General features: G+C 44.2%; 19 protein-coding genes. 8 read left to right on the top strand and 11 right to left on the bottom strand.

Annotated elements, in window-relative coordinates; genetic code table 11:
• Positions 1–19: 19 nt before the first annotated feature.
• The 4 genes from EL210_RS09860 (at position 20) to EL210_RS09845 (ending at position 12,262) form a co-directional block, all read left to right on the top strand.
• Complete coding sequence (locus EL210_RS09860) at positions 20–1,750, top strand: cellulase family glycosylhydrolase (protein WP_232000326.1); 1,731 nt, start codon at positions 20–22, stop codon at positions 1,748–1,750.
• A gap of 840 nt (positions 1,751–2,590) precedes the next feature.
• Positions 2,591–6,709 carry a hybrid sensor histidine kinase/response regulator transcription factor gene (locus EL210_RS09855; RefSeq protein WP_018920907.1) on the top strand — a complete coding sequence of 1,373 codons (4,119 nt, stop codon included), beginning with the start codon at positions 2,591–2,593 and terminating at the stop codon, positions 6,707–6,709.
• 135 nt (positions 6,710–6,844) lie between these two features.
• Positions 6,845–9,790, top strand: a complete 2,946-nt coding sequence (locus tag EL210_RS09850) for a TIM-barrel domain-containing protein (protein ID WP_026285986.1) — start codon at positions 6,845–6,847, stop codon at positions 9,788–9,790.
• The gene (locus EL210_RS09845) at positions 9,791–12,262 is read left to right on the top strand and encodes a glycoside hydrolase family 2 TIM barrel-domain containing protein (protein ID WP_018920909.1); all 2,472 of its coding nucleotides are present in this window, start codon (positions 9,791–9,793) and stop codon (positions 12,260–12,262) included.
• A gap of 1,091 nt (positions 12,263–13,353) precedes the next feature.
• Here the strand turns inward: EL210_RS09845 and EL210_RS09840 are convergent.
• Positions 13,354–13,992 (bottom strand): DUF4230 domain-containing protein, encoded by a 639-nt coding sequence (locus tag EL210_RS09840; protein ID WP_004376829.1) that lies wholly within the window; start codon positions 13,990–13,992, stop codon positions 13,354–13,356.
• A complete protein-coding gene (locus EL210_RS09835; RefSeq protein WP_018920910.1) occupies positions 13,982–14,656 on the bottom strand; it encodes a DUF4230 domain-containing protein in 675 nt (224 codons plus the stop codon). The genes EL210_RS09840 and EL210_RS09835 overlap by 11 nt, the downstream gene beginning before the upstream one ends.
• Before the next feature lie 164 nt (positions 14,657–14,820).
• Here EL210_RS09835 and EL210_RS09830 point away from each other — a divergent pair, with 164 nt between their 5' ends.
• Both EL210_RS09830 and EL210_RS09825 read left to right on the top strand, forming a co-directional pair.
• Positions 14,821–15,405, top strand: a complete 585-nt coding sequence (locus tag EL210_RS09830; protein WP_018920911.1) for a DUF4738 domain-containing protein — start codon at positions 14,821–14,823, stop codon at positions 15,403–15,405.
• A 113-nt stretch (positions 15,406–15,518) separates the two neighbouring features.
• Positions 15,519–16,004 (top strand): ferritin, encoded by a 486-nt coding sequence (locus EL210_RS09825; protein ID WP_004372288.1) that lies wholly within the window; start codon positions 15,519–15,521, stop codon positions 16,002–16,004.
• Positions 16,005–16,211: 207 nt separating this feature from the next.
• On the opposite strand, the gene EL210_RS09820 is transcribed toward EL210_RS09825, so the two are convergent.
• The 3 genes from EL210_RS09820 to EL210_RS09810 are packed head-to-tail and all read right to left on the bottom strand — an operon-like array spanning position 16,212 to position 17,777.
• Entirely contained in the window at positions 16,212–16,592 is a 381-nt protein-coding gene (locus EL210_RS09820; protein WP_018920912.1) for a hypothetical protein, read from the bottom strand.
• 8 nt (positions 16,593–16,600) lie between these two features.
• The gene (ribH, locus tag EL210_RS09815; RefSeq protein ID WP_004372296.1) at positions 16,601–17,077 is read right to left on the bottom strand and encodes a 6,7-dimethyl-8-ribityllumazine synthase; all 477 of its coding nucleotides are present in this window, start codon (positions 17,075–17,077) and stop codon (positions 16,601–16,603) included.
• A 1-nt stretch (position 17,078) separates the two neighbouring features.
• Positions 17,079–17,777, bottom strand: a complete 699-nt coding sequence (locus EL210_RS09810) for a tetratricopeptide repeat protein (RefSeq protein WP_004372298.1) — start codon at positions 17,775–17,777, stop codon at positions 17,079–17,081.
• 163 nt (positions 17,778–17,940) lie between these two features.
• Here EL210_RS09810 and recF point away from each other — a divergent pair, with 163 nt between their 5' ends.
• A complete protein-coding gene (gene recF, locus EL210_RS09805) occupies positions 17,941–19,041 on the top strand; it encodes a DNA replication/repair protein RecF (RefSeq protein ID WP_018920914.1) in 1,101 nt (366 codons plus the stop codon).
• Positions 19,041–19,331, top strand: coding sequence for a DciA family protein (locus tag EL210_RS09800; protein WP_018920915.1), 291 nt, complete (start codon positions 19,041–19,043; stop codon positions 19,329–19,331). Before recF ends, EL210_RS09800 begins: the two co-directional genes overlap by 1 nt.
• Positions 19,332–19,676: 345 nt before the next feature.
• Here EL210_RS09800 and EL210_RS09795 read toward each other — a convergent pair whose 3' ends face one another.
• From EL210_RS09795 to EL210_RS09770, 6 genes are all read right to left on the bottom strand, one after another.
• Entirely contained in the window at positions 19,677–20,333 is a 657-nt protein-coding gene (locus tag EL210_RS09795) for a DUF4476 domain-containing protein (RefSeq protein ID WP_018920916.1), read from the bottom strand.
• 209 nt (positions 20,334–20,542) lie between these two features.
• Positions 20,543–21,289: an outer membrane beta-barrel protein gene (locus EL210_RS09790; RefSeq protein WP_018920917.1), complete on the bottom strand. Its 747-nt coding sequence runs from the start codon at positions 21,287–21,289 to the stop codon at positions 20,543–20,545.
• A 28-nt stretch (positions 21,290–21,317) separates the two neighbouring features.
• On the bottom strand, positions 21,318–21,848 hold the full coding sequence (locus EL210_RS09785) for a 5-formyltetrahydrofolate cyclo-ligase (RefSeq protein WP_018920918.1): 531 nt from the start codon (positions 21,846–21,848) through the stop codon (positions 21,318–21,320).
• Positions 21,841–23,547 (bottom strand): S41 family peptidase, encoded by a 1,707-nt coding sequence (locus EL210_RS09780; RefSeq protein ID WP_018920919.1) that lies wholly within the window; start codon positions 23,545–23,547, stop codon positions 21,841–21,843. The genes EL210_RS09785 and EL210_RS09780 overlap by 8 nt, the downstream gene beginning before the upstream one ends.
• Positions 23,528–23,980 carry a deoxycytidylate deaminase gene (locus EL210_RS09775; RefSeq protein ID WP_004376813.1) on the bottom strand — a complete coding sequence of 151 codons (453 nt, stop codon included), beginning with the start codon at positions 23,978–23,980 and terminating at the stop codon, positions 23,528–23,530. Before EL210_RS09775 ends, EL210_RS09780 begins: the two co-directional genes overlap by 20 nt.
• Before the next feature lie 13 nt (positions 23,981–23,993).
• The gene (locus tag EL210_RS09770; RefSeq protein WP_026285987.1) at positions 23,994–26,066 is read right to left on the bottom strand and encodes a M3 family metallopeptidase; all 2,073 of its coding nucleotides are present in this window, start codon (positions 26,064–26,066) and stop codon (positions 23,994–23,996) included.
• Positions 26,067–26,074 lie beyond the last annotated feature (8 nt).

Raw genomic sequence — 26,074 nt, 5'->3', positions numbered from 1 at the left:
TAGTATAAAAATGAAGATTATGAAAAGAATAAATCTGTTGTTATTGCTGTTGCTGACTTTCACCATGTTGGCTTTGGCATCTTGCACGAAAGAAGAGAATACCCCTTCTGTGAATACAACTTTTACTGTGTCGAAGACCGAATTGCAGTTTGCAAAGTCTGGAGGTGAGGCCGTGCTCTATGTGCGTGGTGCCGAAAAACCTGTGCTTTCATCGTCTGAAACATGGCTGAAGATTACGCCATTGGCGTCAACTTCGAAGACAGTCTATAAATTTCAGGTTGCCATTGAGCCTAACACAGCCTTCAATGACCGTAAGGCTGCAATCTCAGTCAGTGTAGGTGGCGAGTCAAAGCATGTCGATGTGACCCAGATGTCAACCGAAGGATTGGTCATCAAGTCGGCAAAGACGTTGGATATCGGGGCAAATGGCGGTGAGATAGAAGTGGCCTTGCAAGCCAACTATCCTTATACTGTGGCGATTGCAGCCGAATGGATAAGCGCAATTGAAGGCACGCGGGCCAATATGAAGGATTATAAGCATCGCTTCATTGTGGGTAAGAACTTCGGAACAGCGCGCACGACGACCATCTGTTTCACGCTTTCAAAGGGTGATGTGAGCCTGACCGAAGCGGTAACCGTGAAGCAATCTGCCGGTACCCAGCTTGGTGATATGTCGAAATCTGCCACAGAATTGGCTGCATTGATGTATCCGGGATGGAATTTGGGCAATACTCTTGAGGCCGGTGATGCTGCGAATAACTTCACGAATAAGGGTGGACTGGCGAGTGAAATGGCTTGGCAAAGCACAAAGACATCACAGAAAGTCATTGACGAAGTCAAGAAACAAGGTTTCAAGAGCGTGCGTCTTCCGATTGCATGGGTAATGGGTCATCTCACAGATCAAGTCAAAATGACCATTGACGAGGCTTGGATGGCGCGCGTAAAAGAAGTAGTCAACTATTGTATTGCCGATGGTCTCTATGTGATTATCAATGACCATTGGGACGGCGGTTGGCTTGAAGTCGACGGTTTCAGCAGTTCCCGTGACCATTTTCAAGTGGTAGACGAAGCTACGGTCACTGCAAAGATGAAGCAGTTGAAGGCACTTTGGACCAACATCTCCCTCGCCTTTAAGGATTACGACGAGCATGTGCTCTTCGCAGGACTTAATGAACCGTTCCAAAACTACAAGCTGTTCAATGGTCATCACCAAGAACTTACGCCCATTCTACAGCGTTATAATCAGGCATTTGTAGATGCTGTCCGCGCCACGGGAGGCAATAATGCCTCGCGAGTATTGGTAGTTCAGGGGCCGGCTACAAACATTAATTCTACTTGCAGCTATCTTCATATGCCCAATGATACGAAGAGTGACCGCCTGATGGTTGAGGTTCATTACTATGATCCTTGGGACTTTACAAGTGGTTCTGTTGAGAATTGGACTGATACGAACAGTGTGAAGGTGGAGTTCGACAAACTGAAGACAACCTTTGTCGACCGTAATATTCCTGTCATTATAGGTGAATGTGGGGCTAACTGGCAGAAGAATGAAACGGTTTTCAATGCCACTTTGAAATCATGGTATAAGACAGTTTTCCAATATGCAGGCCAACGTGGGATCGTTCCTTTTGCCTGGGATATCAATGTCTGCAGTCATCCTAACATGTCGATCATCGACAGAGCCCGTCAAACGGTATGGAACAAGCCCGCTATGGAGGGGATAGCCGAGGGTGTTGCTGCTGCAAGATAGGCCGTAGGATATAAGGAAAAGTGCGGTCTTCCGTCATGTTTGGGAAGACAGCCATGCTGTAACAGTGAAAGCATTCCTGTGAGTTGGTCTTCCAAGCGGTGTCACGTCTGTCTATAACGTGACACTGATTGGAAGATTTTTCATGATATTCTGATAATTGGAAACGGTTGTCCGCAATGCTCAAAACATAGAGATAGAGCACTTTGCAGACTTATTTCTGCAGCTGTTTCTCATCCCTCGATGGCGTAAGACATAAAGAAGCGAATTGTATGTTAATTTTCTTCAAGTAACTTTACAATAGTCGTTGTCAGATTTACGCATTGGAACAGAACAGCAGCTTCGCTCCAAATAGGTGCTGTTTTTTAGCGACTTGTAATATGCTGACAGCCAGGATGTTATGTAAATCAAGCCAAATTGCAGAGCCAAATCACATGGAAAATCGATGCGATTTGCGTCAAGAAGCCATGTAACTTGCCTCATTTCATCGTACATTCTGACTTGAATAGCGCGGTAATCTGCGTCAAGTTACACTGTATGATGAATGGAGTTACGCGCTAAGGGCTTTGAAATCAGCAAAAACTTACTATTTTTGTATCTTTTATTTTCTATTTGGCAGCGTCTTGAGATGTTAAAAATTGTCAGTAATGTTTACAGAAATGACATTATAAAGAAATGGCTTCTCGCTGATGAGATGATTTGACTTTACGGTTTGTTTCTGCTTTGTTGTCTGTTTTTTGAATACGGATTTATAGGCTTTCTCATAGAAAAAGACGGCTGAAAGTTTGTTGATGAAATGATAAAATGTTAATTTTGTATCTGTCTTAATCTATTCTTCATTACATGAAACGACTGTTGCTGTTTATTTTCCTGTTATTGAAACTGTCGTTGTGCCAGGCCTTACCTGCGCACAGTTCATTGACATTTTACCGCTTGGGCATTCATGATGGCCTTTCAAATAATCAGGTAAATAGTGTTTTTAAGGACTCCAAAGGCTATATATGGTTGGGAACTCAATCGGGACTTGACCGCTTTGATGGTTTCCGTTTCAGCAATTTCTTCTCTAAGACCGGGGATAAAAGCGCATTGCTTAACGATGTTGTCAATGACATTCAAGAGGATATTGAAACTAATCTTTGGTTAAAAACGTCAGCAGGATATTGCAGATTTAACCGTGATAAGGGTGATTTTGATACGCAACTCAGTTCATGGATGCGTGCAAGAGGAATGAAAGGAGTGCCTTATTTCGTAAAGATTGACCGACAGAAAAACATGTGGCTGGCAGTCAGGAAACAAGGCATCTACTACTACGATGTGCGTAAAGGCACGGCGTTTCTTTTCTCTCAACAGGGTAAAGGGCGGAATGTGATAAGGGAAACTGTCGTTACTGATGTTGCCGAAGACAATGGTTGCGCAGTTCTTGTCTTTGATAATGGAACGCTTGTCAAGGCCGATGGTAGGAAACATCGGGTCTGCTGGGTGAATAAAGACTTGAAGAAGAAGAACAAAAGTAAGTTTCTCGACTATTCAATCTTTATAGACAACGCTTGTAATCTGTGGCTGACTTATGCGGGAAAAACGACTGTATGGAGTGCTGCTGAACATCATTGGTATGACTCTGTCGATGTTTTTCTGACTTCTCAAGGCTATCAATTGCGAGTGAAAAACATTATTGTCAAATGTCTGAAGAACGATAAATATGGGCGTTTATGGCTTGCAACAGACCATGATGGCCTACTCAATCTTGATCCAACAGACCATCATCTGACGGTCTACCAATATGACAGTAATCAGCCGGAAAGCCTCCCTGACAATACAATCATGAGCATCTGCTTTGATAACTTGGGTGGACTTTGGCTCGGATCATACAAGAATGGTGCAGCATATTGCTCACCGAACAATTCCCGTTTCAGGCTGATTGCACTGGGAGATATTTGTTCTGTCGTTGAAGATCAACGTGGAAATCTTTGGTGTGGCACGAATGATAAAGGTATCATTGTCTACAATCCTGCTACAGGAATAACTCATTCTTTTCGTTCAAACCAAACAGGTTTGGGGAGCGATGTAGTCGTGAGCAGCACGATTGGAAAGGATGGCTCACTGTGGTTTGGTGCTTTCAACGGAGGATTGACATTCTATAAAGGAGGCCAATTCAAGGCTTACAGGGCTTCAGAACGGAAGGAGGGACTGGCCAATGACAACGTCTGGGCCTTGAAAACCGAGGAAAACGGCAATATAGTCATTGCGACTTTGGGTGGTGGATTGCAGTTGTTGAACCCACAGACAGGGCATTTCACGACTTATAACATTCATAATTCACAGATACTTTCAGACTTTATATCTTCGTTATCCTTTGACTTGGCGGGGAATATCATCATGGGTCATGCACAGGAATATTCGCTCTTGGATGTGCGTACGCATAAGGTGAAGAAGTTTGTCAGGCCGCATTCAGGTAAGTTGTTATCGGTTTCATCGGTCAATCAGGTGTTTGTTGACTCGCGGGGTTTGGTGTGGAATGCAGGTTCTTCGGGTCTTTCGGTCTATAATCCACAGACCGACAGCATCGTAAATGTACCTTTGTTTGGTGACAGAAAGGCAGGAGCTGCCTATGCTGTTGTTGAGGATTTGTCGCATGCTATGTGGGTGACGACCGATCAAGGAGTGTCACATCTGACTGTCAGAAAGGATGATGGACGGTGGAATTTCTTTATAACCGACTATTCAGATGTTGATGGTTTGCAGCGCAGGCAGTTCAACAGTCGCGCTATTCTGTTGTGCAGGAATGGAGCGATTGTTGTCGGGGGACAAGACGGCATCAATATTCTCACTCCGCAACCTGATTTGAAGCTTGTTTTATCTTCAAAGGCACTGTTCTCCGGACTCCTTGTCTTTAACCAACCGGTCAGGGTGGGTGATGACTACAACGGACATGTTATCCTGAAAGAAGAGTTGCATGATGGGGGAGAGTTAAGGTTGAACCATGATGAGAATGCATTTACCATTCAGCTGTCTTCCAATATAGTAAGCATTCCAAACAGAAGCCGATTTCTTTATCGTTTGAAGGGTTTTGATGATAAATGGCTACAGACCGCCGACGGTCAATCGGCCGTAACGTTTACCAATCTGTCGTCAGGCAGCTACACACTTGAGGTGAAAGTGGTCAATGCCGACGGTACACAGAGTCGTGAAGTAAGTCGTTTGAAAATCTATGTCCGCCCACCTTTCTATCTGTCAGCATGGGCAATGATATGCTATGTCGTGCTGCTTGTGGTGTTGTTCTACTATGTAAACCGGGCACTTATCAAGCGTTCCAATGATAAATTAAGGTTGGCACAAGTGACGCGTGAAGCTGAACAGGCGCGGCATCTTGATAAGATGAAGCTTGATTTCTTTGCAAACATCAGTCATGAACTGCGTACACCTTTGTCTTTGATACTGTCTCCTTTGTCTGTTTTGATAAGTCAGGAGAAAGATGAGACGAAGCGAACGAAGTTGCAATTGATTTCCCGTAATGCCACGCGTCTGTTGGGGTTGGTGAATCAACTGCTTGATTTCAGAAAGATAGATGAGGATTGTCAGCAAATGAAATTGGTGACAGGAGATATCGTTGCGTTTATTCATGAAATCTGTAATACGTTCCAACAGTTGATGGGACCACGCATATCCTTGACTTTCTATGCTTCGATAAACTCGTTGATGATGTCTTTTGACGATGATAAACTCCGTAAGATAATGGACAATCTGCTTTCGAATGCCTATAAGTTCACCCCTAATGGCGGACGCATTGATGTTTCCTTGCGCGTTGTTTCGCAGCATGGAAATGGACAAGATGGGGAAAGACAGCTTGAGATTAAAGTCAGCGATACGGGAAGCGGCATAGATGATGAGGCGAAGAAACATGTTTTTGAACGTTTCTACCAGGCTCCTCATACGGATGAAATCGCAGCGAGCGGAAGCGGTATTGGGCTGAGTCTTGTGAAGAAGTTTGTTGAAATGCACGGTGGAACGATATCTGTTTCTGACAATCCTGGTGGTGGAACGGTCTTCATATGCCTTATCCCGATTTGTAATCATGTGGAAGTACCATTGTTGAAACATTGCCCTGACACCATGCAACAGGTAGAACGGCAAGCGGCATCGTCGGTTGTTGACATGCAGCCTGCTGCAGAAAACACTCCTGTGTCAGCCTCTTGTAAAGCTGAAAACGGGCAGAAATACGAGCTTCTCATCGTAGATGATTCTGAAGATTTTCTGGAGTTCATGGCTGAAGTGTTATCTCATAAATTCCATGTTCGTGTGGCACATGATGGCAAAGAGGCCTTAATGCGTGTGGAAGAGCATAGACCTGACGTTATTCTGAGCGATGTCATGATGCCTGAAATGGATGGGAATGCGCTTTGTAGAGCATTGAAGGAGAATAGAAATACTTGTGATATACCATTTATTATGCTGACAGCTCGTGTGGCAGAAGCACATCGAATGGAGAGCTTGGAGCTTGGAGCTGATGACTATATCACGAAACCTTTCAGTATGGATCTTTTGGATTTGCGTATCAGTAACTTGATAAAATGGCATCATGGGCCTAAGAATAATCTCATCGAACCAAAGATTAAGCAGGTGGAAATCACTTCCATGGATGAGGAAATGGTAAGGAATGCAACGACTTATGTAGAGGATAATCTGGACAATACCGATATTAGTGTGGAGACATTGAGTGCTTCTTTGGGTATGTCTCGCGTGCAACTCTATAAGCGTCTGCTGTCAGTGACGGGATTGACTCCGTCAGAATTTATCCGAAACATACGTTTGCGGCATGCAGAAGTGTTGCTTCGTCAGAGTCAGCGGAGTGTAAGTGAAATCGCTTATCAAGTAGGATTTAATAATCCTCGCTATTTCTCTCGGTACTTTGCAGATATGTATGGTGTCACTCCTTCACAGTATAAGCAGCGTTACGGCAAATAGATAACATTCTATACGGCTTTTGGAAACATAATGGCATATGGCATATGGGTTATGCACATACGATGAAAACAAACAGAATAGCAGTCTACTCGTTATTTATTTTATCTTTGCATAAGAAACATAATGAATAATGACATGAAATCCGTAAAGACCTTTCTGATTGCATTTCTTGCTTTGTGCAGCAGTGTAATGACCGCTGCCGACTTTATGCGTAATGGAAATTACATCACGATTCCTGTGAAAAATCCTTCTTTGCAGGGTGCAAAGATGCTGCGTCTACAGGTGGTTGGTGACAAAATTATCCGTGTGCAGGCTACCAATGGCACTGCTTTTGTACCTAAACAAAGCCTGATCATCGTTCCACAAACAGCCGTGCCGACTTTTAAAGTGACGGCACAGGCTGGTAATGTTGTCGTGTCGACACGCCTTTTGAAAGCCGTTGTAGATGCCAAGACTGGGCATGTGGCATTTTATTCTCCTGAAGGAAAGCTGTTATTGTCAGAAAGTAAAGAAGGTGGAAAGACCTTTGGTCCTTATACAGTTCCCTCTCGTGAGATTGGGGCAGACAGCCATTTGACAGCTGAACAGCTTCAAGGTGTCAGTTGGCATGCTTTGTTTGACAGTCCTGATGATGAGGCTTTCTACGGTTTGGGACAGCATCAGGCGGAGGAACTCAATATGAAAGGCAAGAACGAAGACCTTTTCCAATATAACACAAAGGTAAGTATTCCGTTCGTTGTCAGCAATAGGAACTATGGTGTTTTGTGGGATAGTTACAGCTATTGTCGCTTTGGTAACCCAGCAGGTTACCTGCAACTTAATCGTGCTTTCACTTTATATGATAAAGAAGGAAACAGAGGTTCGCTCACAGGAACCTATGTGGAAAAAGACGGGAAGCGTCTTGTTCGTAAGGAAGACAGTATATATTATGAGTTCGCTTTGCCTGAATTGGCCCGTCCGATGGCTGGAACTGACCTTGGAGTAGCCAATCTCCCGTCTGGTTTTAAGCTTAATGGCGCTCATGTTACCTATGAAGGATATCTTGAATCGCCTGTAGATAATCTCTATCGCTTTATTCTTTATTATGCCGGTTACATGAAAGTGTATCTTGATGGAAAGGAAGTTGTACCCGAACGGTGGCGAACAGCGTGGAATCCCAATAGTTATAAGTTTGCTTTCCCTATGAAAAAAGGTCGTAAAGTGAAACTGCTTATCGATTGGTATCCCGATGGGGATGTGAGTTATTGTGGTCTCCGTGCGGCCTCACCTCGCAGTGAAAAGGAGCAGGGAAAACTCAGCATATGGAGTGAGATGGCTCGCGATATGGACTATTATTTCATTGCAGGCAACACAATTGATGAGGTTATATCAGGCTATCGCACATTGACAGGAAAGGCACAAGTATATCCCAAGTGGGCTTTAGGCTTTTGGCAGAGTCGTGAACGCTATAGGAACAGTGGGGAAATAGAAGCCACATTGAGTGAGTTTCGCAAGCGACATATACCGATTGACAACATCGTTCAAGACTGGAACTACTGGAAGATAGACTCGTGGGGTGACCATACTTTTGATGCAACCCGATACCCCAACCCACAGCAAATGCTTGACAGTGTGCACGCACTTCACGGCAGGTTTATGATTTCTGTGTGGCCGAAGTTCTACTGTTCTGTTAAGAATTATAAGGAATTGGATCGTCATGGATGGATTTATCATCAGGCAGTAAAGGACTCTATCTATGATTGGTTGAATTATATGGGCTCGTTCTATGATGCTTATAGTGACGGAGCGCGTAAGATGTTTTGGCGTCAGATGAATGATAATCTCTATAGTAAATATAAGTTTGGAATAGATGCTTGGTGGATGGATGCAAGCGAACCGAATGTCCGCGACTGTACTCCTATGTGGTATCGGAAGGCACTTTGTGGCCCAACAGCATTAGGAACCAGTACTGAATTCTTTAATGCTTATTCCATTGTTAATGCCGATGCAATCTATAACGGACAGCGAAGTGTGAACCCCAATCAGCGAGTCTTCTTGCTGACTCGCAGTGGTTTTGCCGGCGAACAGCGTTACAGTACAGCAACGTGGAGTGGAGATATAGCCACAAGATGGGAGGACATGCGGGCACAGATGACTGCCGGCATGAACTACAGTATCAGTGGATTACCGTTCTGGGGTATGGATCAAGGAGGCTTTTGTGTGGAGAATCGTTATGTAACTGCACAGCAGATTTTTGATAAAACGGGTGAAGAGAATGCAGATCTAAAGGAATGGCGTGAGTTGCAAACACGCTGGAACCAGTTTGGTTGCTTTATTCCTATCTATCGCGCACATGGACAATGGCCATTGAGAGAAGTCTGGAACATTGCTCCCGAGCAGCATCCTGCCTATCAAACCATTATTGCCTACGACCGATTACGCTATCGCATGATGCCTTATCTCTACAGTATGGCAGGGGCTGTCCATTTCAATGACTACACGATGTTGCGCCCCTTGGTAATGGACTTTAACGGAGATATGCGCGTTTATGATATTAAAGACCAGTGGATGTTTGGCTCTTCATTCATGGCTTGCCCTGTAGGAACATATCAAGCACGCACACGTGAGGTTTATTTACCGAAGCAGAGAGGATGGTATGACTTGTATACCAACCGGCATTATGCAGGGGGACAGACCATTATTGCTGCTGCACCATATGATAAAATTCCTGTTTTTGTACCCGAAGGTGCTATTATTCCATTTGGCCCGGCAATGGAATGGAGTGATGAAAAGTCGGCCGAACTTATAACATTATATGTATATCGTGGTCACAATGGACGTTTTACACTCTATGAAGATGAAGGAACAAACTATAATTATGAACAGGGAAAGTATGCAACCATTCCTTTCTTATATGACGACAAAACGCAGACACTCACGATAGGAGAGCGGAGTGGCAGCTTTGAAGGCATGTTGGAAGTGCGTCGTTTCAAGGTAGTCTATCGCCATCCTGACTTGAAAGTGGATGCATTGAATATTGATGAAGCAGATGGCCGAATTGTAAACTACACGGGAAAGAAACTGAAAATTAAATTGAAATAAATGAAACTGAAATCTATTTTCTTATTTGTTGCATTGTCTTTTACGGTCACAGCCTCTGCTGCTGACCGTAAACTGTTTGACAATCACTGGCTTTTTGCGTTACAGGACTCGGTAACGATGTCGTCGCCTAACTTTAATGACAACGCTTGGAGACGCTTGTCGCTTCCTCATGACTGGTCTATTGAGGGCGATTTCCAAGCAACTAATCCGTCAGGAGCCACAGGTGGCGCATTGCCCGGAGGCATTGCGTGGTATCGAAAGCATTTCGATGTGCCTTCATATGACCGGAATAAACATTATTTTATTGATTTCGACGGCGTGTATATGAATGCTTCTGTCTATTTGAACGGGCATTTATTGGGCACACGTCCCTATGGTTTCATCAGTTATCGCTATGAACTTACACCGTATCTCAAGGCAAAAGACAATGTGATGGCAGTCAGAGTGGACAACAGTGAGCAGCCGAATTGCCGTTGGTATAGTGGAAGTGGCATCTATCGTCACGTTTATTTAGTGACGGCCAATGCGCTGCATGTGGCACATTGGGGTACGTTTGTCAGGGCAACAACAGACGGAAAGGTCTGTGCCGAGATTAAAATTGACAATCAAGGCAGCCGTTCTGAAACTGTAACTGTGTGCAATACCGTGCTCAATTCAGCACAGAAGGTCGTGTCAACAGTGCTACGTAAGCTGACGGTTAACCCCAATAAGCCTGCTGTTTTCGAGGAGAATATGCAGGTAGATAAGCCGGAACTATGGTCAATAGAACGTCCTTATCGTTACGTTTTGCGTACGGAAATCGTGCAAGGTGGTAGAGTTCTCGATCGCTATGATACGCCGTTTGGTTTTCGTTCGTTTCATTTCGATGCTCAAACAGGCTTCTGGCTGAATGGAAAGAACCTGAAAATAAATGGCGTTTGCAATCACCATGACCTTGGTTGCTTAGGAGCTGCTGTGCATCGTGACGCTATCTATCGCCAATTAAGACTGTTGAAAGACATGGGGTGCAATGCCATTCGCTGCTCACATAACCCTCCTGCTCCCGAACTTCTTGAACTTTGCGACTCCATGGGCTTCATTGTGATGGATGAAAGCTTTGACATGTGGCATCGAAAGAAAACAAAATACGATTATTCCCGCTATTTTGACCAGTGGTTTGAGCGCGACCTTTCCGACTTGGTGAAGCGTGACCGCAATCACCCGAGTATCATGATATGGAGCATTGGCAATGAAGTGTTGGAGCAATGGGACTCTGCCGACGCTGATCAATTGTCGCCCGAAGAGGCTAATCTCATTCTCAATGCAGGACATGCCATTACTCCAAACAGCACTGATGATGGCAAGATGAATGTCAATTCGCAACTGACAAAACGCTTGGTTGACATCATCAAGCAACTTGATCCGACACGTCCTGTGACGGCAGGTTGCAATGAACCGTCGCCCGAAAACCTTCTCTTCAAGAGCAATGCCTTAGACCTGATAGGCTATAACTACCATATAAAGAATATAAAAGATGTGCCCAAGAACTTTCCCGGCAAGCCTTTTATCATGACAGAATCTGTTTCTGCACTCCAGACAAGAGGTTTTTATATGATGCCAAGTGACTCTGTCTATAAAGCACCGGAGGAGTGGTGGCTTCCTTACTCCAATCCAACTTTCATGTGTAGTGCCTATGATAACATGCACGCTTCATGGAGTAGCACGCACGAAAGCACTTGGAATGTGGTTAAGAACAATCATTTCGTGAGCGGACAGTTTGTATGGACGGGATGGGATTACCTTGGTGAGCCTACACCTTATGGCTTCCCGGCCCGCAGCAGCTATTTTGGTATCATTGATCTTGCTGGATTTCCGAAGGATATCTACTACATGTATCAGAGCGAGTGGACGCAGAAACCGGTGCTACATCTGTTTCCTCATTGGAACTGGTTACCCGGACAGCAGATTGATATGTGGTGTTATTTCAATCATGCCGATGCTGTTGAATTGTTCGTTAATGGCAAAAGTCAGGGCCTGAAACAAAAGAAACCAAATGAATTTCATGTGAAATGGCGCGTAAACTATGAGCTGGGGAGTGTGAAAGTCGTTGCTTATGAGCATGGAAAAGCCGTGCGTGAGGAAGAAATCCATACGGCAGGAGCACCCGATCGCATTCGTTTGACAGTTGAACATAGCATCTGTAAACCCGGCGGTTTGGCTTTTGTTGAGGCAGAAGTTGTTGATAAGGACGGTCGGCGTTGCCCTTGGGCAGAGCATCAGCTCTATTTCGAAACAGAAGGAAATGGTGAGATTGTCGGCGTAGATAATGGCTGTCAGACCTCTATGGAGCGTTTCAAGGATACGAAACGAAAGGCATTCTTTGGCCGATGTATGGTTGTTGTGAAGATGAATGCGCATGAAGGCAAGGTGCAACTCAAGGCGCGTGGCATTGATTTGAAATCAGATACGGTCTTGTTGGAAAGTAAGAAATAGTTTGTTTGCAGAACGATTTGAGGAGATACTTTCATGTTCCTTTCATGCAGAAAGCCGTTTTTTCATCTCTTCATCTCGTTCGGAGCAGCACTCTGTTTGCTTTGAAGATTTATGATTTTTATATGGGGAAAGTCAGAAAAGGCTTTCCCCTTTTGCGGTCTGTAAGCTGTAGATAGTAGCTTATCAAGCTGTTTGTGTTTTACTTTTCCGGTGTAGACAGCCGTGCAGGTATGGCATTTAAGAAGACTGTATCATAGAGAAGATAGTATTGGTGGCATTGGCGTACAGGGCCGTTGCTTGGGAAACGGATTATATGTTAATTCTTTTCAAGTATATTTACAAATGCCTTCGCTATACTCGCGTATTTGAAATGAAAGCTTTCCTCGCTCCGAATAACATCTGTTTTTAGCTGATTTGTAAGCTGTTGTCTATCAAATGGTTACGGATTTTAAGCCAGAAAAGGAAGCAAAATCATGTGAAAAAATGATGCAATTCCAGTCGAATTACCTCGTTATCTGCCTCATCTGAGTGCGTCATTTGATGCAAATAGCAGCGTGTTTTGCGTCAAATCACAACGCTTAGTGCCTCGAATTATGTGCTTACTCTCCCAAGATTGCGGAATAACTGCTGTTTTCTTCCCCTGCTTTTTCATAGAAGGCCTCACTCGGAAGTGTTAAAAACAGGGTGATATTATTTACAAAATATGGTGTTGTTCATCGATTGTAATTTCTTTGTTTCAGTCTTCTCATGCTGTTTTGTGCAAACGTTTGCTCACTGATTTGTCAAAGAAAAGCAGGAATATAGAATGAACAGGCGAGATTAGTTTTATCTTTGTATTGTCGTTCAGACGTGCTGTCGTTTCATGAATGACGGCTTTTCAAGTCGGTAGTGATATCGGCAAGAGCAATTAAACATGGTTTTCAATAGGTTACATATATATTTAGGTTTTAAGTGTTTTGGTAATTTTGAAGTTTTTTTGTGTTTGGGTAGATTAATTATTTGATTACAAATTGCCCGTAAATGAGACAGTTAATTTTGTTGATTTAGTGAGAGAAGGCCCGATAGCGTGATGTTATCGGGCCTTTTGTTTGTTATTTGTTGTCTGTTTCAAAGCCAGTCTTTACATTCTTGAAGCCCATGCTTTTCATCATGTTTTCTATCTGTTGTCGGGCATTAGCCTGTGCGATTGCTATGTTTGCAGGCGTTAAGCTGCGTTGTTTCATGCGGCTGTATGCACGTTCATAAAGCTGTTTGCGGTCGGCTTCTGTCCACTTTCCACTCTCAAAGAAAGCTTTAGTGCGTGCTTCATCAATGAAGTCCTGGTCGAGCAGTTGAATGGGAGGAAGTGACAATCTGAGTGTATCTTTGTCTTGAACTATCCAGCCAGGAGGCGCTTGATGCAGGTTGATGCCTAATCTCAAGGTGCCATAATAGATGCGTGCAAGCTCACTGTCGCCGAAGAAACCATGCTTCACGGTGTCTATGAGTTCCTCATCGGTCAGCTGTAGAAACTCCCATTCGCCGATTTCTTCAATGCTTTTGATCAGTGTCGGAGTAAGGTCTATCTGTTTGTTTTGCTTGATATGCAGACTTGTTCCGTTTGTTATCCAGCGTATGGCAATGGTTATCGTTATCAGCAGAACCACGATAAGCGTTATCATTAGAATGGCTTTGGCAGACAGCCGACTGAAGATGATGTGCCAAAATGTATTTTGTTTCTTATTTTCCATGCTCAAATGTTTTGTCAATCAGTGTCGGGATATCACTGCTGTGCAGGTCGTTTCTGAAATGAATGGTAATATCTTGCTCGGCAAATCCCAACTGTTGAAGTAATGGAACGAGGATCCTTGTGGCACTGATGCGGGCATTTTCAAGGATATCTGTTTGTGGAACAGCTTTCAATATCTGTTCACGTCCCTGGCGTTCGAAGTCAGAAAGTTCAGCATCTGTAAAGTCGGAGCGTGTGAAGTTGACGAACTTCCTCACTTGTTCATGGTCAATCTTCGTGCTTGTCAACGTGACACGCGGGTCAGGAAGCGTGATTTCAATCTTCTTTCCGTTGCGTCTGACGTTCTTTTCACTAAAGGTTGAGAAGTCAATATAGCTTTTCACAGTGGCATCCATCGGTATGGCTACCCTGCGTTTTGTCATAGGAATGTCGATATTGATATCCTGATTGAAGAGCTTCCCTTCAATAGTTTTCTGGTCATTATGGGTGATAATCTTGTGAAGTCTGTATTCTACAGTGTACAGTTTGGAGCACTTTTGCACTTCATTGATAAGCATTGGAATGGTATCAATGGCCTTTTGCGTCTGTTCCTGCTTACCTTTTTTGCAGCCTGAAAGCATGAATAGGAGTAGCAGGAGAGTATAGATGAACTGTTTATTTTTCATTAATCAGTTGGAGTTTAGATACTGCAAAGATAATAAAAAAATGCACCATATTCATTTTTCCAGCATTTTTTCATGGTTTATTTATTTGTAGTGATAAGTTTGTAAAACATTTATTTCCCTTTGTTATTTGGCAGAATTACACTATCTTTGCATCATAATGAAAAATGAAAGAGATGAAAAAATATTATAGTTTATTGTTGTTTTGCGTTGCCGTGCTTATCTTGACGAGTTGCAAGGAGAAGAAGAATACGGGCATTATCATTACTAAAAAGCCCGTAGCTGCAGCGCATCGCCAGATTATGAAGACCGGTGATTATGCACAAAGCCGTAAGGTTGAATGGTTAGGAACAGTCTACACGGTTGAGACAAAGCGTGTGGCTGACCCTTCATTACCGGTTATAGCCGATGGCGATACTAAGTATTATGACAACCGGATTACTGTACGTATTCTGCGCGCTGACGGTAGCGAGTTCTTCAACCGTACGTTTACGAAGTCTGATTTCAGTTCCTACGTAGGGAAAACCTATGCAAACGGTGCTCTCGTAGGCATTGTTCTTGACCGTGCCGAGGGCAATAATCTCTTGTTTGCAGCAAGTGTTGGCTCTCCGGATAAAATGAGTGATGAGTATATCCCATTGCTGATGAAGGTGTCACGTCAGGGTAGAATAACCATATCCAAGGACACTCAGCTTGACACAGGAAGTGATGAGGCTTCGGAAGTCGACCTTGCAGAGAAAGAAGGAATGTAGGAATAAAGAGCGTAGTGAATAGATAAAAAAAGCTAAGAAATGGTTTGTTGAGCATAAGATACCTGTTTTTTATGTATCTTTGTCTCATCAGATAACATTTAAAAATATAGATTATGATTTCAAATTCACTTGAGAAAGCACTCAACAATCAGATTGTCTGCGAGATTTATTCAGCCAACTTGTATCTTTCAATGTCTTTCTATTTCGAGAAAGAAGGCTATAATGGCTTCTCTACTTGGATGAAAAAGCAGAGTGCAGAGGAAATGGATCACGCCTATCAAATGGCAAGTTTCATCATTAAACGTGGTGGAACGGCTGAGGTGAACACTATTGAAGCCGTGAAGAAAACATGGGAAAGTCCCCTCAATGCATTCGAAGATGCTTATGCCCACGAGTGTAAGATCAGTGAAAGCATTAATAACTTGCTCGCTCAAGCACAGAAAGAGGGAGATAATGCAACACAGGATTTCCTCTGGCAGTTTGTTCGTGAGCAGGTAGATGAAGAGGCTACAGCAAGCGGAATCGTAGACCGTATTAAGCGAATGGGTGATAGTTCTCTGTTCAATCTTGATGAACAGTATGGCCGTCGCCAGGACTAAGCAATGAACAGTCGGGCTTTTTGGATGCCCGAAAGATAGTTGAAAGACAGCATTTTGCCCAAGAGCGGATGCTGTCTTTCTGTTTCTTAAGCTATAAGGTTTTAGATTTGTTCTGATGTTTTATAGTCCGTTGAGTGGGGTATAACAGCAAAAAAAGAGATGAAAGCATCGACTTTCATCTCTTTTTCTATGTAGATAATGTTCGTTTTATTCTTTCAAGAGCGCCTTGTGTGCTTCCTCAAACGGGCGAGGATACTTGCTGATGAAACACATGTTGACTAAACAGTTGGCTAAAATCTCTACATCACTGAGGTCAACTCCTTTCTCGCGAGAAACTTCTTTGCCGAGAATAACTTCCCAAGTGCCATTAAAATTGGCATCTTCGGCCCCCATATACTGTTCTTCTCCCTTGCCTTTGATGAGCTTATAGCGAATACTTTTGCTCGAAGAAACAGGGCGCATACCGACCATGATGTCGTAAGCGACCTTCAAAGGTGCACGATATTTGGCCGTACCGGGAAACATTTCGTTGATTACCGGCATGAGTTCATCGAACTCATAAGCTTGTAACAATTGGTGCAGTTTCATCTTATTGCTTAGAACTTAGCCATTTTTATTGCGACAACAGCACATTCATCGCCTTTGTTTCCCAGTCTTCCGCCACTGCGATCCTGTGCTTGTTGCAGGTCGTTGGTGGTCAGAAGACCATAGATAACAGGGATTTCCTGCGTGGCATTCAGGCGTGCAATGCCTTCGGTTACACCTTGACAGATATAGTCGAAATGTGGAGTTTCACCACGAATAACACTTCCTAAGATAATGACTGCATCATAACCACCATGCAACACCATTTGATGTGCACCGTAGATAAGTTCAAAACTTCCCGGAACTGTCTTCACATGGATGTTCTCCGGGAGTGTCCCGTGCTTCTTCAGTGTTGTCATTGCACCGTCAAGCAAGGCATCAGTAATCTCCGGATTCCATTCGGCCACCACGATACCGAAACACATGTTGCTTGCATCAGGCACCGTGTTGACATCGTAATCAGACAGATGATGTAATTCAGTTGCCATGTTATCTTGATGCTCTTTCAATGTACTTGTCAATCTCCTGGCTCTGAACAAGCGCAGAGTTTACGTACTTCTTCTTGATGTCCTGATATATTTTCAGTGCATCATCTTTCTTTCCTTGGCTCTCCAAAAGGATTGCAGCTTGGAGGCGGAAAGTAGGAGAAAGCGAGTTGTTGACGCCGTCTCTGCCCTCACTGTCAGCCATGTCAGCTGCTTTCTTGAGGTTGTCGACAGCCTTGTCCAACTGATTAACATGTGCATAGGCATTGCCGAGAGCTGCTACGGCAGCCGGACTTACCATGGCATCATCAGCAGGAGAGTATTCATCAAGATACTTCACAGCTTCGTTCCATTTATTTAAGTTGGCATAACAGAGGCCGGTATAGAGGTTCGCTAAATTGGCAGCATCAGTACTTCCATAGTTGTTGATGATGTTTAATAAGCCGGTAAAGCCTGCACCATCACCGTTAAGAGCCTTGTCAAACTGTTCAGCATTGAAGTATTCCTGGCCTTTTGCAAGTTCAGTGCTGGCCTTTTCTTCGCGTGGTTCAGCCACATAAGCCTTGTAAAGGAAGCCACCTACTACAATAATGATAATTGCTAAGACAGCAATGATGATAGCTTTCTTATTCTTATCAAAGAAAGCTTCCGACTTGATGAGAGTCTCATTGTCGAGCACTCCCTGTTCATTTTTGTTTGCCATTGTTATTTGTTGTTTTTATTTATTTCTCAAATTGCGGTGTTTCTTCCCTTTTATAGGGAGGCATAGACCGTCGCAAAATTACGTAAATATTCTCACATATTGAAATTTATTCATTCTTTTTTTCGTTTTTCAGCTATTAAACGGTAACTTTGCAAGCAAGATTATGATACTCAATAGACTTTCAATCCTCAATTATAAGAATATCCGTGAGGCAACAATTTCATTGTCTCCGAAACTCAACTGCTTTATAGGAAGCAATGGAGTTGGCAAGACAAACGTGCTTGATGCAGTGCATTATCTCTCGTTTTGTCGCAGTGCTTTCAATCCCATTGACTCGCAAGTAATCATGCATAATCAGGATTTCCTGGTGCTTGAAGGCAACTATACAACGGATGAAGGAGAGGAAGAGCAGATCTATTGCGGTATGAAGCGTGGCACAAAGAAACACTTCAAGCGCAACAAAAAGGAGTATCGCCGACTGTCACAGCACATCGGTTTGATACCGCTTGTGTTTGCTTCGCCCTCGGATTCTGTTTTGATTGAGGGAGGAAGTGAGGAGCGCAGACGCCTTCTCGACCTTGTGATTTCCCAGTATGACCATGCTTATATTGAGGCTCTTTCAGCCTATAACAAGGCTTTGCAGCAGCGTAATGCGTTGTTGAAAATGGAGGATGAGCCCGACAAAGCACTGCTTGAGATATGGGAAGAGCAAATGGCGACGAACGGAGAAGTTATCTATCAGAAGCGTGATACTTTCGTTAAGCGACTTGTTCCGGTGTTTCAGAACATCTACAGTCATATTTCCGGTGACCATGAAACGGTTTCCTTGAATTATGTTTCGCATGGACAGCGCGGCTCACTGCTCGATATCATACAGCGCGACCGCTATAAAGACAGGGCAGTGGGCTACTCACTTCATGGCGTGCATCGTGATGATCTTGAGATGCTTCTTGATGGTTATCAGATGAAGAGAGAGGGCAGTCAGGGACAGCACAAGACTTATGCTTTGGCCTTGAAACTGGCACAATTCGATTTCCTTCGCCATACTTCGAACAGTACTCCGCTGCTGCTTCTCGACGATATCTTCGACAAACTTGATGCCGACCGCGTTGAACAGATTGTGCAACTTGTGGGGGGAGAGGGGTTCGGACAAATCTTTATTACCGACACCAACCGTGATCATCTTGACCGAATTCTTGCTAATGGCGACTTCGATTACAGGCTTTTCTCGGTCAACAAGGGTGAAATTGAATTGAAAGACTGATGTTCAAGCGCGACGTAAAATCATTGGCTGATATCCTTCAGACCGTACTTCGCAAGGAAGGATTTGAGACTCCGCTCCTGCAGAAGCGGTTGATTGAGTCATGGGATGCGGTGGTTGGTCCCACGGTAGCCCGTTATACAGGTGATAAGTTCATTAAGAATCAGACGCTGTTTATAAAGATACTCAATCCCGCTTTACGCCAGGATCTCAGCATGATGCGTCAAAAGTTGGTGCAACGGCTTAACAGTCAGGTGGGAAGCTTCATCATCAGCGACATCAAGTTCTATTGACCAACAGGCGATGAGCTTGTGTCTCGCCTTTCTTTCCCTACGTTTCTGTCAGACATTTCATATGGTTTTCATTTGCGTTTTGTTGGGAAAAGCAAGGCTGTGTTTTTGAGATGAAAAAGCAGTGTGAATGATATCGTTTTTCAATGTGCATTACTTTAGTTTCTGATTTGCGTCAAGTCAGCGCGTAACTTGACGCAGATGGCATGATGATTTGATGCAGATTACACGCTAACTTGACGCAAATCAGAATGCTATTTGTAAGTAGTTGATTGCCAGTTGATTTTGAGTTTTGAAATTGTTTCTGGGGACTTGAAAATTCATCAGGCTTTCATCATGCATCATTCTTTATCGCATCTGCATCTCATGCATAATTCTTGCCGCCTTATCTTTATCGCTGTCGAAAGTGAAACTCTGATAGATGACGTAGGCATTCTGTGGATCTACAATCTGTCGGGCCATGAAACGGAGAGCTTTCAACTTGCCATCGCTGAATGAAAACAACTTCAATAATTGCGCACTTTGACGGCAAGTGAAAAGACTTCTCAAGCAGGCCACTTCAAGGAGTGCCATTCTGTTGTCGTCGAAGTTTGCTTTGTTCATTCGGTCGTAGAGTATAGTAAACTCGTTTTCACTTAGACAATCATCGTAGAAACCGGGGTAGGGACGGCGGAATTCATCAGTAGGGTTGCCGATGATCGTGTTGTTTTGATTGTCCATTTGCCTTGGGATAATGGTCTCCTGATAGTTGACAACGCGGTCGCGGTTGTCAAATTCGATGCGCACATATACATCGTAGGGATCCAACAACTTGCTTTTGATGTATTCCCAACGTGTTCCTGTCTGGTTAAAACTTGAGGCTTTCGGGGTGCCGAGAATGCTCATCACTTCCTGTTTTGTCATTCCTCGTTCAACGGTTCGCTTGTCTTTTGCCGTAGCCTCCATGCTGAAAGCCGTCAGTAAGAGTGTGAACATCAATGCTAAAATCTGTAGTTTTCGTTTCATAGTCTAATGATTTTATGTTTTACAAAGATATTGCAAACGAGTGCAAAGTGAATGAATTCATAATTTGTCGAGTGCAGTTATATTTTCTACAAAAATAGGAATTGTTAGGCTTTAAGGGCGAGGGGAAATCCCTAAATGCTTGGCGAACAATCCCTATATGTCGCAGTTGATACCCCATATCAGCCGATATTCAGACTTTTCTGTTTGCTTCAGAGCTTGAATTTATAGCCTGCCGTGATGCCAATGTATAAGTTGCGCAGGCCATGTTTGTCAGACATTCCACCGCCGGGAATGTATATTTTGTCATACGTATAGAGGCGGTTGAGGTCGATATGCACGATGCCTGTCATCACAAACTGCTTGTAGTCGTAGCTGATACCGATAGGTATGGCAAGGCAAGCCCGCTTGAAATCGTTTTTCTTCTCAATGGTCTGATGAACGTTATAGTCGTGCCAAACGTACTTAGACACATCATCATCTGGACTGTATCCATTGTGCCCGGGGAGCGGATCAGCCATTCTCCCATAATCATGTTCATGCAGTTTGGCCGAAAGCAGACCGCTGACTTCTACTCCTATCTTGAGAGCAAGGTGGGGTTTTATATAGAAGTTATACATGATGGGCAGTGCAATGTAGTTCATGTTGAGGCGTTCCAATTCGCTTGTCCTCTCGAAATTGTAGTCACTGGCAGTCTCTTTGTAATCGAAGGTGCAACCAATCTGGCGATATTCCAATCCGAAAGAGAGTGAATTGTGGTTGGAAACAAACCATTCGGCCTCGGCTCCTACCTCGTAACCCACTTTCCATTTGGGCTTGTAGACAAGTCCGCTGCCGACGAACTTAGCCATGTTGAAGCCTACTTTGGGTTGAATGTAAAAGTTTCCCTTTTCTTCTTGTGCACTCATTGCTGTTGATAAGCAGGCTAAGAGAAAGATGATGATGATGTTTTTCTTCATAGGGATATGAATTTTACCAAGTAAGATTTCAAATGATTTCGTCCATTCTTACGTCTGTATCTTCGGTTGGAACAGACGCTACTTTTTGGAAATCGAAACACAGACCAAGCTTATAAGCCTGGGGAACGAGCCTCAGAAAACGATCATAATAGCCTTTCCCACGCCCCAATCGGTTGCCTTGTGAGTCGAAACCCATACCGGGAACAATCACGAGGTCAATGGTGTGAAGTTGTGTGAAAACAGCTCCTGTGGGTTCCATGATATGGAAAGCCTTGCCTTCTTGCAGACTCTTTGGCCCTTCATAGCGTCGGATTTCAAGTTCGTGCGCTAATGTTACGGGCAGCAAAACCGTTTTTCCTTGCTCGCGAAGCAGGTCAACCAAGTTGTGTGTATCAACCTCGTCGGCCATTGAATAGTAAAGAAGAATGGTCTTTGCAGCGTTGACACGTGGGTGATTGAGCACTTTGTTGACGAGTGCAAGCGACTGTTCACGCAGTTGGTTACTGGTGAACTGTCGCTTGAGGACTTTCATTTGCTGTCGCAGTTCGCTTTTAAGCATGGGCGATGAAATGGCGTTGCAGGCTGAAATGATTGTAGCCTTGCACTATGGCTACCTTTCCTTTGGCGCTTTTTTTCTCTGGTTTTTTAGGAAAAGCCGCATTGTTTCTGAACACGCGTAGCGCTGTTGAGATGACAGGGTCGTCTTGGTTGATGTATTCATTCCAGGCCTCTTCGTCAAGCATGTTGTAGATAATACGGCTGTTGATGTAGCGGTTGAGGAGTTTATGACTCTTTTGTAACATCAGATTGCGACGCTTCAGACCATGACGGTCGGCATAGGTGGCAAACTTATCTACCATGTTCTGTTTGGCAAGATAGTCACTAAGCTGCATCATTTCCTTGAAGTTGTTGAGCTTGATGCGGTTGTCATCGGTGTAGGTGTAGGCAAACTGGAGTATCAGTCCGCTCATGGCAGCCTGCTTATAATAAGAGGTGATATTCAAAGTGTCTTCTGGAACGAAGATGTCGGGGGTGATACCGCCACCGCCATAGACGACGCGTCCGATGCCCGTATGATATGCAGGGCCGGTGTGTTTGATACTGTCTGACGAGAAGAACTCACCGTGCTGATAGCGTGACATGAGGTCTTGTTGATACTGAGGATCCTCTCCCTTAGTGTATGGTTTCTGTATACAACGCCCGGAAGGAGTGTAGTATCGGGCTACCGTCAGACGGATCATACTGCCGTCGGGGAAACCAATCTGCTGCTGTACCAAGCCTTTTCCAAACGAACGTCGACCGATAATCGTGGCTCGGTCGTTGTCTTGCATGGCACCGGCAAATATCTCTGCCGCCGAAGCAGAACCCTCATTGATGAGCACAACGAGTGGAATGTTCTGATAACTGCCGCGTCCGTCTGATAAATAATCCTGTCGGGGACTCTTTCTCCCTTGGGTGTAGACGATGAGTTTATGCTTCGAAAGAAACTCATTGGCTATCTGCACGGCACTGTTCAAGTAGCCACCTGTGTTGTCGCGAAGGTCTATGACTAAGTTGCTGAAACGCTCTTGAGAGAGTTTGGCCAATGCAATGAGCAGTTCGGGATAGGTTGTTTCGCCGAAGTTCTTGATGCGGATATAGCCTGTTTTATCGTCAAGCATATAGGTTGCCGAAATACTCTTCGTCGGTATTTCACCACGTGTTACCGTGAAATATTTAATGGCTTTCTGCCCATAACGCTTTACTCCAATCTTCACTTTCGTGTCTTTAGGCCCTTTCAAGCGGCGCATGGCCTCTTCATTGGTAACGGTTTTGCCCACGAATGGCTTGCCGTCAACACTCACAATCTTGTCACCAGCCAAGATGCCGGCACGGTCGGCAGGCCCATTCTTGATGACATTCTGCACGTGGATGGTATCTTGTCGGATGGTGAATTCAATGCCCACACCCGAGAAAGAGCCTTTCAAGTCGTCGTTGGCTGCCTGTACATCCTTGGCATTGATATAGACAGAGTGAGGGTCAAGCTCGCTTAGTATCTGCGGAATGGCATTGTCTACGAGCGAATCAATATTCACTTTGTCGACATACTGATCATCAATGATGTGCAAGAGATTATTGAGTCGGTTGCTGCCAGAATTGATAATGTTGAGTCGGTTGCCCGAGAAATGGTTGGCATAAAAGGTTCCAATGAAGATACCCACAATGACACAGAGGGCCATAATGAGTGGCATCCACCGATTATTTTTCTTCTGTTCCATAGTTATTCTTTTGTTCCATGTAAATCACTTCTATTCCTGCTTTGCGTAAAAGATGAATACCGTCCTCCAAACGGTATTTCTCTGCATATACAACACGCCTGATACCAGCCTGTATGATGAGCTTTGCACATTCGATACATGGTGAAGCTGTCACGTAAAGCGTACTGCCGTCACTGTTGTTACTGCTGCGAGCCAACTTCGTGATTGCATTGGCTTCGGCGTGCAGAACATAGGGAAAAGTTGCTTGGTTGGCATCCTCGCAGACATTGTCAAAGCCACTCGGAGTTCCATTGTAGCCGTCGCTGATAATCATTTTGTCTTTCACGACCAAGGCTCCCACCTGCCGACGCAGGCAATAAGAGTTCTCTGCCCAGATCCGTGCCATACGAAGATAGCGGTTGTCTAATTGTTGCTGTTTTTCTTCAGCGGTCATATTGTGATGTGTTTTATTTGATTCCATTTCTTTCTAACAGGGCTTTAATTGTCGGTTCCTGCCCGCGAAAGCGTTTATAGAGTGTCATGGGATGCTCTGTGCCGCCTTTTGAGAGGATGTTATCCCTGAAACTTTGGGCTGTATTTCGGTCGAAAATACCATTTTTCTTGAATACACTGAATGCATCAGCATCAAGTACTTCAGCCCATTTATAGCTGTAATAACCGGCAGCGTAGCCTCCTGCCATGATGTGACTGAATTGTACGGTCATGCATGTATCAGGTAATTGCTTGTTGAGCATAGCCTTTTCCCATGCCTTCTTTTCAAAGGAAATAATGTCTTCGTTGAAGGGTTTCTTTTGGGTATAGTAGGCCATATCGAGGAGTCCGAAACTCACTTGGCGCAAGCAGGCATAAGCGGTCATGAAGTTACGGCTTTTGACTATGCGCTCGATGAGGTCGTCGGGGATAGGCTCTCCCGTTTGATAATGGAAAGCAAAGGTGCGGAGGAAGTCCTTCTCTACCGAATAGTTTTCCATGAATTGTGACGGAAGTTCTACGAAATCCCACCATACATTGGTACCGCTGAGACTTTCGAAACGGGTGTTGGCAAACATTCCATGGAGGGAATGACCAAACTCATGAAGGAACGTTTCAACCTCCCCGAGAGTTAAAAGTGCAGGCTTTTCGGCTGTAGGTTTAGTGAAATTCATCACCAAACTGACATGAGGACGACTGTTGTTGCCTTTATGATCAATCCATTGCCCTTTGAATTCAGTCATCCACGCACCGTCTTGCTTACCTTTGCGAGGGTGGAAATCAGCATAGAGAACAGCAAGAAAACTGCCGTCTTTGTCGAAAACCTCATACGCTTTTACGTCAGGGTGATAGACAGGAATATTGTCGTTGGGTTTGAAAGTGATGCCATAGAGACGGGTGGCAAGGCCAAAAACACCTTTGATAACATTTGAAAGCTCAAAGTAGGGACGTAGCATTTCGGCATCAAGATTATATTTCTCCATTTGGAGTTTATGCGAATAGTAACCGAAGTCCCATGGCATTACTTCAAAATCATCGCCTTCTAACTTGTGAGCCAAGTTCTCAATGTCTTTCACTTCATTGAGAGCCGTCGGTTTATAGGCATCAATGAGGTCGTTAAGCAGCTGATACACGTGGGCTGTATCGCTTGCCATGCGATGTTTCAAAACGTAGTCGGCATAGTTTTCGAAGCCTAACAGCTGTGCCATCTCACGGCGGAGATTAATCAGTCGCTTGCATATTTCGAGGTTATTCTCGTTGTTGTCGTGTGTACATTCTGTGTTTTTAGCCATGTACATCTGCTTGCGCAGCTCGCGTTGCGTAGCGTATGTCATGAAAGGAGTATAGCTTGGGAAGTCAAGAGTGAATATCCAACCCTCTTTTTCTTTCTCTTTTGCAGTCTGTGCGGCTGCTTCCTTGGCTGTATCGGGAAGTCCTTTAAGTAGCTTCTCATCGGTAATATGCAGTTCATAGGCCTTGGTTTCCTTCAGTAAGTTTTGTGAGAATTGCAATGCCAATATGCTTGTTTCCTCGGTAATCTTGCGGAGTTGCTCCTTACCGGCTTCGTTCAAAAGTGCTCCACTCCTGACAAAGCCATCGTAACTCTTGTTGAGCAACATCTGCTCTTCGGGGGTTAACTCGCGATTGGGATGGTCATATACCTGTTTGATGCGTTCAAAAAGTTTCTTGTTGAGGCTGACATCATTGGCGTGTTTAGTGAGAATAGGACTCATTTTCTGGGCCAAAGCGTCAAGTGCATCATTGGTTTCGGCACTCAGCATGCACGAGAATACGTTTGAAACGCGGTCGAGTAGGTCATAATAATGCTCGCCGTTTTCTAAATCAACACGGGCTATTGTGTTCTCAAACGTCGGCTCTTCTGGGTCGTTGACAATCTTGTCAATTTCTTCATCGTCGCGACGTATACCTTCCATGAAAGCTTCTTCATAGTCGGAAGTCTGTATTTTATCGAAAGGTACGGTGTAGTGTGGCATACCATAATCTATAAAGAATGGATTCTTTCTTTCTTTCTCTTTTATTTCATTCATACTAACTT

Origin of the sequence: Segatella oris (genome assembly GCF_900637655.1) — a bacterium.
Taxonomy (GTDB): domain Bacteria; phylum Bacteroidota; class Bacteroidia; order Bacteroidales; family Bacteroidaceae; genus Prevotella; species Prevotella oris.
Note: the sequence above shows the minus strand (reverse complement) of the source record. Positions and strands in the feature narration are given on the sequence as shown.